Annotated in this window: 11 protein-coding genes; 3 read left to right on the top strand and 8 right to left on the bottom strand. The window is 70.2% G+C overall.

All coding sequences use genetic code 11. The annotated features are described in order from the left end of the window. Window positions 1–243: 243 nt before the first annotated feature. From JAO81_RS40335 to JAO81_RS40325, 3 genes are read right to left on the bottom strand one after another with little or no spacing between them, the layout of a single operon-like run. On the bottom strand, window positions 244–1470 hold the full coding sequence (locus JAO81_RS40335) for a dipeptidase (RefSeq protein WP_199552984.1): 1227 nt from the start codon (window positions 1468–1470) through the stop codon (window positions 244–246). A gap of 48 nt (window positions 1471–1518) precedes the next feature. After that, the gene (gene purE, locus JAO81_RS40330) at window positions 1519–2055 is read right to left on the bottom strand and encodes a 5-(carboxyamino)imidazole ribonucleotide mutase (protein ID WP_199552983.1); all 537 of its coding nucleotides are present in this window, start codon (window positions 2053–2055) and stop codon (window positions 1519–1521) included. Beyond that, window positions 2052–3191, bottom strand: a complete 1140-nt coding sequence (locus JAO81_RS40325) for a 5-(carboxyamino)imidazole ribonucleotide synthase (RefSeq protein WP_199552982.1) — start codon at window positions 3189–3191, stop codon at window positions 2052–2054. Before JAO81_RS40325 ends, purE begins: the two co-directional genes overlap by 4 nt. A gap of 127 nt (window positions 3192–3318) precedes the next feature. On the opposite strand from JAO81_RS40325, the gene JAO81_RS40320 reads away from it, so the two are divergent. Next, window positions 3319–3819, top strand: a complete 501-nt coding sequence (locus JAO81_RS40320; protein ID WP_199552981.1) for a GtrA family protein — start codon at window positions 3319–3321, stop codon at window positions 3817–3819. A 1-nt stretch (window position 3820) separates the two neighbouring features. Here the strand turns inward: JAO81_RS40320 and JAO81_RS40315 are convergent, their stop codons facing one another. Together JAO81_RS40315 and JAO81_RS40310 are read right to left on the bottom strand one after the other, a co-directional pair. Then, the gene (locus tag JAO81_RS40315; protein WP_199552980.1) at window positions 3821–5149 is read right to left on the bottom strand and encodes an ATP-binding protein; all 1329 of its coding nucleotides are present in this window, start codon (window positions 5147–5149) and stop codon (window positions 3821–3823) included. A 49-nt stretch (window positions 5150–5198) separates the two neighbouring features. Next, the gene (locus tag JAO81_RS40310; RefSeq protein ID WP_052581568.1) at window positions 5199–5876 is read right to left on the bottom strand and encodes a response regulator transcription factor; all 678 of its coding nucleotides are present in this window, start codon (window positions 5874–5876) and stop codon (window positions 5199–5201) included. Window positions 5877–6391: 515 nt separating this feature from the next. On the opposite strand from JAO81_RS40310, the gene JAO81_RS40305 reads away from it, so the two are divergent. Further along, a complete protein-coding gene (locus JAO81_RS40305) occupies window positions 6392–7906 on the top strand; it encodes a peptide MFS transporter (protein ID WP_199552979.1) in 1515 nt (504 codons plus the stop codon). A 123-nt stretch (window positions 7907–8029) separates the two neighbouring features. Further along, a complete protein-coding gene (locus tag JAO81_RS40300; RefSeq protein ID WP_199552978.1) occupies window positions 8030–8863 on the top strand; it encodes a S9 family peptidase in 834 nt (277 codons plus the stop codon). 83 nt (window positions 8864–8946) lie between these two features. Here JAO81_RS40300 and JAO81_RS40295 read toward each other — a convergent pair whose 3' ends face one another. Genes JAO81_RS40295 through JAO81_RS40285 form a run of 3 tightly spaced genes read right to left on the bottom strand, consistent with a single transcriptional unit; the run spans window position 8947 to window position 12505 of the window. Then, entirely contained in the window at window positions 8947–10278 is a 1332-nt protein-coding gene (locus tag JAO81_RS40295; RefSeq protein WP_199552977.1) for a hypothetical protein, read from the bottom strand. Window positions 10279–10292: 14 nt separating this feature from the next. After that, window positions 10293–11471, bottom strand: a complete 1179-nt coding sequence (locus JAO81_RS40290) for a hypothetical protein (protein ID WP_307814199.1) — start codon at window positions 11469–11471, stop codon at window positions 10293–10295. Further along, complete coding sequence (locus JAO81_RS40285; protein WP_199552976.1) at window positions 11468–12505, bottom strand: hypothetical protein; 1038 nt, start codon at window positions 12503–12505, stop codon at window positions 11468–11470. The genes JAO81_RS40290 and JAO81_RS40285 overlap by 4 nt, the downstream gene beginning before the upstream one ends. Between the last annotated feature and the right edge of the window lie 73 nt (window positions 12506–12578).

The following is a 12578-nucleotide window of genomic DNA, read 5'->3' as shown; positions in this document are numbered from 1 at the left end:
CACGACGCCACCCAGCGTGAACTGTGAGCAGGCACCCCGCAGCCCTGCCCCCCACCCCAGCTCCGGCCGCCCCGCCCCTCCCCTGGCCGGAGCGACCCCGCCCCCGGCCCTGGCCCTGGCCCTCGCTCCCGGCCCTGGCCCCCACCCCCACCCTCGCCCTCGCCCTCGCCCGAAGACGAAACCGCAGACGAAACCGCAGACCACAGGACCACCGTCCACCCACCGGCGCCGAGCCCCCACAGCTCAGGCGTCGAGGGTGGGGGCGCCGTCCATCTGCTCCAGCGTCGCGTTCGACGGGCCGCGGTGGGACTGCAGGTCGCGGGCGACGGATTCGGCGTCGCGGAGGGTGCGGACCGCGTTCGACCAGGTCAGCTTGGCCAGGTCGGCGGAGGACCAGCCACGGCGCAGCAGCTCCGCGATCAGGTTCGGGTAGCCCGCGACGTCGTCGAGGCCGGACGGGGTGAAGGCCGTGCCGTCGTAGTCGCCGCCGATGCCGATGTGGTCGATCCCGGCGACCTCGCGCATGTGGTCGAGGTGGTCGGCGACCGTGGCGACGGTCGCGACCGGGCGCGGGTTGGCCGCCTCGAAGGCGCGGTGGATCTCCATCGCCTCGGGGGTGGTGTCGAGATGGTGGCGGCCGTGGGCCCGCATGTTCTCGTCCGCCGCCTGCGTCCACGCGACGGCCGCGGGCAGGATGAACTTCGGCACGAACGTGGCCATCGCCACACCCCCGTTCGCGGGGAGCTGCGCGAGCACGTCGTCGGGGATGTTGCGCGGATGGTCGCAGACCGCGCGGGAGGAGGAGTGGGAGAAGATCACCGGCGCGACCGACTCGTCCAGGGCGTCGCGCATCGTCGACGCCGCGACGTGCGAGAGGTCGACCAGCATGCCCGTACGGTTCATCTCGCGGACCACCTCGCGGCCGAAGGGCGAGAGACCGCCCACGCCCACGGCGTCCGTCGCCGAGTCCGCCCACGCGATGTTGTCGTTGTGGGTCAAGGTCATGTAGCGCACGCCCAGCGCGTACAGCGCGCGCAGGGTGGCCAGCGAGTTGTTGATCGAGTGGCCGCCCTCGGCACCCTTGAGGGAGGCGATCCGGCCCTCGCCGCGGGCCTTCTCCATATCGTCCGCGGTGAGCGCGCGGACCAGGTCCTTCGGGTACGCGGCCAGCAACTGGTCGACGCAGTCGATCTGTTCGAGCGTCGCGCTGACCGCGTCCTCTCCGGCCATGTCGCTGCGCACGTACACCGACCAGAACTGCGCACCCACACCGCCGGCCCGCAGCCGCGGGAGGTCGGTGTGCAGCCGCCCGCGCAGATCGCCGGCGATATCGCGCTGTGCGAGGTCGTAGCGCACGGTCTCGCGCAGCGCCCACGGCAGATCGTTGTGCCCGTCGGCGACGGGGTGCTCGGCGAGCAGGTCGAGGGCCTGGGAGAGGTACGGCGAGAGGTCCGCGGGCGAGGAAGTCATGCCCCCAACGTAACCGCCGGGGGCATGGCTCTCCTCTCGGGCCGGGCGCTACTTCCCGAAGCCGAAGGCCCCGGCGCCTTCCGCCTTGGCACGCAGGCGGCGGCCCTTCTCGGTGGCCTGCTCGTTGAGCTCCTGCTGGAACTCCCGCATACGGCCGAGGAGTTCCGCGTCGTGCGCGGCGAGCATCCGGGCCGCGAGCAGCCCGGCGTTGCGCGCGCCGCCCACCGAGACCGTGGCGACCGGGACGCCGGCCGGCATCTGCACGATGGAGAGCAGCGAGTCCATGCCGTCCAGGTACTTCAGCGGCACGGGGACGCCGATCACCGGCAGCGGGGTCACCGAGGCGAGCATGCCCGGCAGATGGGCCGCACCCCCGGCGCCCGCGATGATCGCCTTGAGGCCGCGGTCGGCGGCCTGCTCTCCGTACGCGATCATCTCGCGCGGCATCCGGTGCGCCGAGACCACATCGACCTCGTACGGGATCTCGAACTCGGCGAGCGCCTGAGCGGCCGCTTCCATCACGGGCCAGTCGGAGTCGGACCCCATGACGATGCCGACGACGGGTCCGGCGACAGGTGCACTCATTCGGTGATCGTTCCTCGCAGATAGCCGGCGGCATGGTGGGCGCGGTCGAGTACGTCCGCCAAGTCGTCGCCGTAGGTGTTGACATGACCGACCTTGCGGCCGGGCTTCACATCCTTGCCGTACATATGAATCTTGAGCTGGGGGTCGCGGGCCATGCAGTGCAGGTACGCGGAGTACATGTCCGGGTAGTCGCCGCCGAGGACATTGGCCATCACGGTCCACCGCGCGCGCGGGCGCGGGTCGCCGAGCGGCAGGTCGAGCACGGCGCGTACGTGGTTGGCGAACTGGGAGGTGACCGCGCCGTCCATCGTCCAGTGGCCGGAGTTGTGCGGGCGCATGGCCAGCTCGTTGACCAGGATGCGGCCGTCGGGCGTCTCGAAGAGCTCGACGGCGAGATGGCCGACCACGCCCAGTTCATGGGCGATGCGCAGGGCCAGCTCCTGGGCACTGCCCGCGAGTTCCGACGACAGATCCGGAGCGGGCGCGATCACGGTGTCGCAGACGCCGTCGACCTGGCGGGACTCCACGACCGGGTACGCCACGGCCTGGCCGTGCGGCGAGCGGACGACGTTGGCCGCCAACTCCCGTACGAAATCGACCTTCTCCTCGGCGAGCACCGGGACACCGGCCCGGAACGGGTCGGCGGCGTCGGCCGCGGAGCGCACGAACCACACGCCCTTGCCGTCATAGCCGCCGCGGACCGTCTTGAGGATGACGGGGAAGCCGTCACCCTCTTCCGCGAACGCGACGACATCGGCGACATCGCGCACGATGCGGTGGCGCGGGCAGGGTGCGCCGAGCTCGGTGAGCCGCTCGCGCATCACGCCCTTGTCCTGTGCGTGCTTCAGCGCCTCGGGTCCTGGACGTACGGCGATGCCGTCCGCCTCCAGGGCGCGCAGGTGCTCGAGCGGTACATGCTCGTGGTCGAAGGTGATCACGTCACAGCCGCTCGCGAAGTCACGCAGCGTGTCCAGGTCGCGGTAGTCGCCGATGACGACTTCGCTCACGACCTGCGCCGCGGAATCCGCGGGGGTGTCACTGAGGAGCTTGAACTTGATGCCGAGCGGGATGCCTGCTTCGTGCGTCATGCGCGCGAGCTGCCCACCGCCGACCATGCCGACTACGGGGAACGTCACATCCTCCAGGGTAAGGGGCCCCCGGATACGTAAAGACCTACGAGTCCTGCGTCACATCTCACAGTCTGGTTAGCATTGCTTGACGACATAGCCGGGGGAAACGACCGAACGGGGCTGACCCATCACCATGAGTGAGCGTGGCGCACTACGCGCACAACTGGATCAGCTCTGGCGGGAGATCGCGAAGTTCGGCGCCGTGGGCGGCGTCGGCATGCTGGTCAACCTCGGTGTCTTCAACCTGCTGCGGCATACGACCGAGATCCCCGTGGTGCGCGCCTCGATCCTCGCGACGGCTGCCGCGATCTGCTGCAACTACGTGGGGTTCCGGTACTTCACTTACCGTGACCGGGACAAGAGCAGCCGCACCAAGGAGATGACGCTCTTCCTGCTGTTCTCGATCGTGGGGCTCGTGATCGAGAACGGGGTGCTGTACGCGGCGACCTACGGATTCCACTGGGACAGCCCGCTGCAGTCCAACGTCTTCAAGTTCGTCGGCATCGGGATCGCGACCCTGTTCCGCTTCTGGTCGTACCGCACGTGGGTGTTCCGTTCACTGCCGGCCCGTGAGGCCGTGGCCAGCGCGGAATCGTTCCTGGAGGGCTCCGAGCCGCAGCGCACCCGGCGCTGAGCTAGCGCACGGTCCGCTGCTCGTCCGGCGCCGGCGCCGCCGGCCCCCCCCGGGGGCGGGGGGGGAAAAGGCCGAGCACCCGCGCGGGGGCCGCCCCGGGCGGAGTGCTGGACAGGACCAGGCCGAACACCGGCGGCTGCGCCTGCAGCTTCTCCAGACGGCCGCCGTCCGCCTCCGCGAGGTCGCGGGCGACCGCGAGGCCGATGCCGGTGGAGTTGCGGCCGCTGATGGCGCGCTCGAAGATCCGGGTGCCGAGTTCCGGGGGCACGCCGGGGCCCTCGTCCGTGACCTCGATGACCACCTGGTTTCCGGCGATACGGGTCCGTAGCGCGACCGTGCCGCCGCCGTGCATCAGGGAGTTCTCGATCAGGGCCGCGAGGACCTGGGCGACCGCTCCGGGGGTGCCGACCGCCTGCAGATTCTGTTTGCCCGAGTGGACGATGGCGCGGCCCGCGCTGCGGTAGGCGGGGCGCCACTCCTCCAGCTGCTGTTTGACGACCTCGTCCAGGTCGAAGGAGACCGCCGAACCGGTGCGCGGATCCCGGGAGTTGGTGAGCAGCCGCTCCACCACGTCGGTGAGCCGCTCCACCTGGGTGAGCGCGATCGTCGCCTCCTCCTTCACCGTGTCCGGGTCGTCCGTGAGCGTGATCTCCTCCAGGCGCATGGAGAGGGCGGTCAGCGGGGTGCGGAGCTGGTGCGAGGCGTCCGCGGCGAGGCGTCGCTCCGCGGTCAGCATGCGGGCGATGCGCTCGGCCGAGGAGTCGAGGACGTCGGCGACCCGGTCGAGCTCGGGGACGCCGTAGCGCTTGTGGCGCGGGCGAGGGTCGCCGGAGCCGAGGCGTTCGGCGGTCTCCGCGAGGTCGGTGAGCGGGGAGGCGAGGCGGTTGGCCTGGCGTACGGCGAGCAGGACGGCCGCGATCACGGCGAGGGTCGCCACCGCGGCGATCATCAGGAGGGTGCGCCAGACCTCGTTGGTCACCGAGGAGCGGGGCTCCTGGACCGTGACGGTCTCGCCCTGTTCGCCCTGCTCGGTGGCCTGGATGACATCGCCGGCCGGGCGCGTGCCGATCTGGATGGGGTCGCGGCCGGGGATCTCGATCAGGGCGAAGCGCTCGCTGTCGACCTGGTCGCCCAGGACCTGGGCGCTGATCGCCTCATGGCCGATGATCCGGGAGTCGACGATGGAGGCGAGCCGCACCGCCTCGGATTCCACTCGCTCCTGAGCGCTGGTGGTGATCGTCCGGGTCTCCACGATGACCAGGGAGACGCCGAACACGGCGATCACGACGAGCACCACGGCGAGGGTGGAATTGATCAAACGGCGGCGCACAGTGCGGGACCTTTCCGTACGGGAGCGGGACACCCACCCCCGTAGAACATCAGCTCTTCTCGAAGCGGAAGCCCACCCCGCGCACCGTGGCGATGTAGCGGGGGTTGGCCGCGTCGTCGCCGAGCTTCTTGCGCAGCCAGGAGATGTGCATGTCGAGGGTCTTGGTGGAGGACCACCAGGTGGTGTCCCAGACCTCGCGCATCAGCTGGTCGCGTGTGACGACCCGGCCCGCGTCGCGCACCAGGACCCGCAGCAGGTCGAACTCCTTGGCGGTGAGCTGGAGTTCCTCGTCGCCCATCCAGGCGCGGTGGGACTCGACGTCGATCCGTACGCCGTGGGTCGCGGGCGCTTCCTTGACCTCGCTGGCGCCGCGCCGCAGGAGGGCCCGGACGCGGGCGAGCAGTTCGGCGAGGCGGAAGGGCTTGGTGACATAGTCGTCGGCGCCGGCGTCGAGGCCGACCACCGTGTCCACCTCGTCCGCGCGGGCGGTCAGGATGAGGATCGGGATCGCGTGCCCGTCGGCGCGCAGCCGGCGGGCGACCTCGAGACCGTCCATCCCGGGCAGTCCCAGGTCGAGCACGACCAGGTCGATTCCGCCCTGCAGGCCCGCGTCGAGTGCGGTCGGTCCGTCCTCGCGTACTTCGACCTCGTAACCCTCCCTGCGCAGTGCACGGGCCAGCGGCTCCGAGATGGACGCGTCATCCTCGGCGAGCAGTACACGGGTCATGGCCCTGATGGTAGTCGGCCGGGGCAGCGGGCATACGGGCATCCGGCATGCCTTCCGTGCCTGTGGGGCAGAAGGGGCCAAGCGAAGGCAGCACCCTGCGAGACTGGCAGCGTTTGCCGTGAGTTACCTTCGAATTGCGGGTTCGGTTCCAGCGATGCTTGTGATCCAGCTCTCAAATCCTTCCATACGCGCCCTTAATCTCCTTATGGTGTGCGAACGCCTATAACCCGAGATGGGACTTTCGGCCCCCCCTAATCAGCCGAAAGTCTCTTATGAGGGGCGAGGTTGCATCGTCAACCTTGCGTTTAGTGATTGACCTATGGGCCGGGCCCTTTGCGCGAGGAAGCGCGAGGGGCGTGGATCCCGGAGCGCACCGCTCACTTCTTCGTCTCCGCACGGAACGAGGCCCCCAGGGCGTGGGGATGAGCTGTGCCACCGGTGCCGGCCACCCCCCACCGGGCGCGCATCAGGCTCACACCTGCGTGCAGCGCGTCCCGAGCGAACAAGGAACGACCATGGCGTCCAGCCTGACGAAGCCTTCCGCCACCGGCGAGAAGACCTTCTTCGGCCACCCCCGCGGCCTGGCCACACTCTTCATGACCGAGATGTGGGAGCGCTTCTCCTACTACGGCATGCGCGCACTGCTCGTGCTCTACCTGGTCTCCGGTGGCGCCGACGCGGCGACCGGCTCCCAGGGCGGCGGTCTCGCCTACACGGCGGCAGCGGCCACGGCGATCTACTCGGTCTACGTGTCGCTGGTGTACCTCTTCACGCTGCCCGGCGGCTGGTTCGGTGACCGCGTCTGGGGTGCCCGCAAGACGGTCGCCATCGCGAGCGTCGTGATCGTCGCCGGTCACGTCAGCCTCGCCCTGCCCACGCAGGCGATGTTCTTCGTCGGTCTGGCCCTCGTGGCCGTCGGCTCCGGTCTGCTGAAGGCCAACATCTCCACGATGGTCGGCCAGCTCTACTCCGACCCGAAGGACGTCCGTCGCGACGGCGGCTTCACGATCTTCTACATGGGCATCAACCTCGGTGCCTTCGCCGCCCCGTTCGCGATCGGCATCCTCGGCGAGAAGGTCAACTGGCACCTGGGCTTCGGCCTCGCCGCCGTCGGTATGGCGCTCGGCGCCATCCAGTTCATGATCGGCTCGCGCCACCTGGCTCCGGTGTCCAGCGAGGTCCCGAACCCGCTGACCGCCCCCGAGAAGCGCGGTGTCATCACCAAGACGCTGGCCACCATCGCGGTGACCGCCGCCTTCTACCTGGTCGTCGCCTTCACCGGTGTCTGGGACCTGACCCTCAACTGGGCGCTGCTCCCCATCACCGTCATCGGTCTGCTCATCCCGATCGCCGTGATCGCCCGCATCAAGTCCGACAAGGACCTGAACGGCGAAGAGCAGACCAAGATGAACGCCTTCATCTGGTTCTTCGTGGCCGCGGCCGTGTTCTGGATGATCTTCGACCAGGGCGGTTCGACGCTGTCGCTCTTCGGTGACACCTCCACCGAGCGCGAGATCTTCGGCTGGGAGATGCCGAACACGCTGTTCCAGTCGCTGAACCCCGGCTTCGTCATGATCTTCGCGCCGATCGTCGCCGCGATCTGGCTGGCCCTGGCCCGGCGCAACCGCGAGCCGGACACCACCGTGAAGTTCTCGATGGGTCTGATCATCATCGGCGCCTCGTTCTTCGTCTTCCTCATCCCCATGGGCATGGCGAGCGACGGCAAGGTCTCCATGTGGTGGCTGGTGCTGATCTTCCTGATGCACACCTTCGGTGAGCTGTGCCTGTCCCCGGTGGGTCTGTCCCTGACCACCAAGCTGGCGCCCCGGAAGTACGCCGCCCAGATGATGGGTGTCTTCTTCCTCGCCGTCACCGCTGGTGACTCCGTGACCGGCATGCTCTCCATCGCCGGTGTCGACCTCAACGGCAAGGGCGTCGTCGCCCTCGAGGCCGCCGCCGCGGTCCTGGCCGGCTTCGCGATCTACATGGCGCGCAAGAAGGTCAAGTCCCTGATGGGTGAGGTCCGCTGAATCAGCTCTTGAGCTGAGCGTCTCGTACGCGGTACTCGAACGAAGGGCCGCCGCACCACTCGGTGCGGTGGCCCTTCGTGTTTCTCCCGTGCGCCGCGGCGCGCCCCGTGGACGATGCGGGACATGCGCCTCTCCTTGCGCCCTTCCCTGACCGGCGGTCTGCTCGCGCTGCTCGCCTCCGTGGGTCTGCTGTCGTCCTCGACGGCTCCGGCCGCCTCCGATCCGGTGGTACGGAAGTTCTCGTACGGGTCGCACGCACGCCAGACGGTCACCGTGTACGGGGACCACGGCCCCGCCCTCGTCATCGTGCACGGCGGCTACTGGGCCGACGACACGGACTGGAGCCACTGGGCGCGCTGGTTCGCCGGACAGGGCTTCCATGTGTACGACGTGGACTACCGGCTCAACTCCGACGCGCGCTGGCCCGCGCAGCGCACGGACGCGCTGGCCGCGCTCGACTGGGTGGCCCGGCACAGCGGGATGCGCCCGCTGGTGCTCGGCTCTTCGGCGGGCGGCCAGATCGCGACGGTCGCGGGCGGGTACGGGGAGGGTGCTTCACGGGTACGCGGGGTCGTCGCGCTGTCGCCGGTCGCCTCGCCCCGCCGGGCCTGGGCGGACGGGGGCCAGGCCGCGGCGTCGGCCAAGCAGCGGAGGCTGCGCACGGAGGCGCGGCGGCTCGCGGGGTGCACGCCGGCCGCGTGTCCGGCGCAGTGGCGGTCGATGTCCGCCGCGTCGTACGCCTCCGGGGCCGAGGACGCGCCGCTGTTCCTGGTGCACTCGGTCCGCGACTTCGTCCCGCCCGCGCACTCGCGTGATCTGTCGACCGCCGCGCTCGGCAAGGGGCTTGGGGATGTGACCGTACGGACGGAGCAGGGTGCCGCGCACGGTGCGGCGCTGTTGTCGTCGCCCAGGGTGCGGGGTGCGGTGGTGGATTGGCTGCGGGAGCGTGCGGGCTGAGGGGCGTGGGGGGACCCCAGCAGGGGCTGAAAAACGTGCCGGGCGCCCCTCGCCGTGAGGAGCGCCCGGCACCGTACAACCACTTACTGCGTACGCCGCCGCGGCATGAACGTGAAGACCGCGCCGCCGAGGAGGATCACCGTGCCCGCCACGAGACCGAGGGCGCGCAGGGCGCCGTCGGACTCGGCGCCGGTCTCGGCGAGGTTGCCGCCGTCCGTACCGGCCGAGGCCGTGGAGCCGCTGTCGCCCCCGCCGGCCACTCCGCCGTCGTCCTTCACGTCGAGTTCGAGGGAGACGTTGGTCTTGACCGCCTTGCAGAGCACCTTGAGGTTCTGCCCACCCAGGTTGACGCTGATGGTCATGTCACCGGGGCTGAGGCCCACCTTGCCGTCGGCGCCCGGCTTGTAGGTGCCGGTCATGTCCGAGAGCGCGACCGGGGCGTCCTTCGGGATCTTCTCCTTGTTGGCCGGTCCCTTCACATCGACCGAGCCGGTCTCCGCACCGCTCACCTTGATCTTCATCGAGGGTGCCATGGCGTTCGCCGGCAGCTCCATCGGCATCGTCATCAGACCCTTGGCGGTCGACACCGTGAGGTCGTAACTGTTGCCGTTCTTCTTGGCGTTGACGGTCGCCGCGCCCTTGATGTTCTTCTTCGGGCTGGGCGAGGCGCACTCGAAGTCGACCGTGGCCTCCTTGCCCTTGAAGTCGGACCCGCCGCCGCCACCGCCCGCGGCCCCGCCGGTCGAGGCCGTACCGCCGTCGTCACCGCCGCCGGTGGACGTCGTGCCGCCGTTGTCACCGCCGCCCGTGGACGTCGTACCGCCCGTGGACGTCGTACCGCCGGTCGAGGTCGTACCGCCGTTGTTGCCGCCACCGGTGGTCGGGGCGGGCTCGCCGGTCACCTTGATGGTGAGCGCGGTCGGCACCTTCTCGGTCGGCACACAGGGTGTGTCCACCTTGAAGCCCATGACGTCCGCGTTGACGTTGTACTTGTCCGGCGTGAGCGTCAGATCACCAGGCGCGGTGAGCTTCAACTTGCCCTTCATGTCGGCGAGTTTCATGTCGCCGCCCTTGGGGATCGCCGGGTTCTCCCGTGGACCGTCCATCGCGATGTCGGCGGTCTGCGCACCGGCCGCCTTGACAGTGCCGGTCGGCTTCAGCGAGTTGGCCGGCAGGTCGACGATGTCGGGGTTCTTCGACGCGGCCTGGACGAACTTCCAGGTCACCTCGATCTCATCGCCCACCTTCGCCTCGGCCGGAGCCGTGATGTCGGCGATGCCGGTGCCCTCGATCGGGTCCGAGCCCATGCTCGGCGTGCACTTGGCCTTCCAGGTCGACTCGGCCGCCTGTGCGGGAGCCGCGGTCAGCAGGATTCCCGCGCCGCCGAGCATGAGCGCGACGCCCAGCGCGCTCACTCTCCTTTGAGTGTTCACGTAGTGCCCTTCCTCTCGGATGAAGCTGGTGGATTGGGGCGGTTCTCTTGCGGTGCGGATTGCTGTGCCGGTACGCCCGGCGCGGTGTCCGGGGTGAACCACGGCAGGCCGGCGGTGGTGCCGGTCCCGTTCGTGGCCGCCGCGGAGTTCTGGGTGGGTACGGGGGCCGTCGCGTCCGGATCGGCCCCCGGGCGCCGCGGGGTGCGCGGCTTCTTGTGCTCGCCGCCGACGCCCGTCGTCGGCTTGAGCACCTTCGGCAGCTTCGCCGTGACCTCCGCGAACCGCCGTGACTTGTTGCCCTTGCGGCGCGGGCGGACCCGGTCGACGACGGCCATGCCGATACGGAACACGGCGGCCGGTACGACGATGCAGAGCAGGATCCAGAACAGCGTCACGCCCCACGGCCTGGGCACGCCCCACGGCTGCTCGGCGAGCACCTTGCTGCCGTACTGGAGGGAGACCAGATAGTCGCCGTGTGCGCCGGCGTCGAGCTGGACGGACAGTTCGACCTGGGCCTTCTGGCCCGGGGCGATGGTGCCCTTCCACTGCTGCTCCTCCCACTGCGGCGAGAAGACGCCGTGCGAGGTGCCGACCTTGAAGACGGGGTCCTTGACGGGCGCGGAGCCCAAGTTGCCCATGGTCACGACGAGTTTGCGGCTCTGCGGGGAGCCGAACCAGTTGAGGATGCCGCTGTCGCCCTCGAAGCGGGGCGCGGTGAGCACGGCGAGCTTGCCGCCGCTGGTCCGGTCGGGCAGCGCCTTGACCGGGTGGCCCGCGACCTTGAAGGGGATCTGGGCCGTGGACTTCTCGCCCGTCACGGTCGCCACATGGATCACACAGGGGCAGGCCTTCGGCGGCTCGGCGACCGGGACCTTCTGCTGGAACTCGCCCTTGGCGTTCGTGTTGATCGCCACGCCCTCGGAGTTGGCGCAGCTCGGGGTGCCGCCGATCATGTTCTGGCCACAGATCAGGATCGTGATCAGGGCGCCGGGCTTCCAGCCCTTGCCGCTGACGGTGACGTCACCGCCCTTGCCCGCCTCCTCCTTGTCGACGGACAGGGACGGTTTCTCGGCCGCGGTGGCGCTCTGCGGCACAAGCGTGACGAACGCCAGCGCTGCGAGGAGTGCGGCCGCCAAGGGGCTCAGCCACTTCGAGCGGCAACGGTCGACGTTCACTTGATCTCTCCCGTCCCTGCGGAGACAGTCCCTGCGGAGACCGTCTCTGCGGATTCCGTCCTTGCGGAAACCGACGTGCGCTGTCCGTCCTGTGGTTGGAGCTCGGCCTTGAACGCGGCGAGCGCGCGTCTGCGCCGTACGGCGAAGACCGCGAGCCCGGCGAACCCGGCGACCAGTGCCCCACCGCCCGCCACCGCGGCCCAGGGCACCAGGCGCACCTCGGCGGCCTGGCTGTCCTTGGCGGCGCCGTCCGCCGAGACCGTGAGTTCCACCCGTACCGAATCGAAGGCGGGACGGTCCGTCCACGGTTCGCGCAGCGTCACCTTGCGGCCGGGCAGAAGCTCCACCGGCAGCGGGCGCGCGGCGCGGTCGAGCACCACGCCGAAGAGACCTTCGGCGCGCACCGCGAGCTTCGGCGCGAGCACCGTGTTGCCGCGGTTCACCAGGGAGTACGCGATCCAGTCGCCGTCGATGGCCACATCCTCGACCGTGACCGCCGACAGCGTCGGACCGCTCACCCGCAGATGCACCCGCACCCCCAGCTTGCGCTCGCCGGCCTGGGCGATGACCGCGGCGGGATGGTCACCGGGCATCGCACCGTCCGGCACCGCCACCGAGAACGGCACCCTGGCGGCGGTACGGGGCGGGATCTTCACCTCGTCGTCCGCGAAGCTCAGCCAGCTCCCCGCGTCCTGCGCCTTCTCGCCGCCCTTGGTGTCGCGCACCGCGAAGGACCCGTCCGCGCGGTTGTACGCCTCCGCGGCCCGCAGCTTCACCGTGGTGGGCTTGTCGCCCGGGTTGGTCACCGTGACGGTGTCCCCGAGCCCGGGCCCCCCCGCGCCCCCCATGTAGAAGTGGCCCCCCCGGCCCTCGCCAGCGCGGGTGCCGCGCCCGGAGGACGGGGCGATGGACCAGGTGGGTCCGTCCGCCGGTGTGTCCGCCACCGCACTGCCCGCGGGCAGCCCGAGCAGGCCTGCCACGGCCAGCAGGCATACGGCGGCGGTGCGGTGGGCGGACAGCATCGGCGGGTCCAAGTGCGGTGCCCTACGGGTGCGTTGGCGGGGCCACCCCTGACGGGGGGGCCACCACCCCCGGCCTACCCGCGGA

The organism is Streptomyces sp. N35 (genome assembly GCF_016464295.1).
GTDB lineage: Bacteria > Actinomycetota > Actinomycetes > Streptomycetales > Streptomycetaceae > Streptomyces.
Note: the sequence above shows the minus strand (reverse complement) of the source record. Positions and strands in the feature narration are given on the sequence as shown.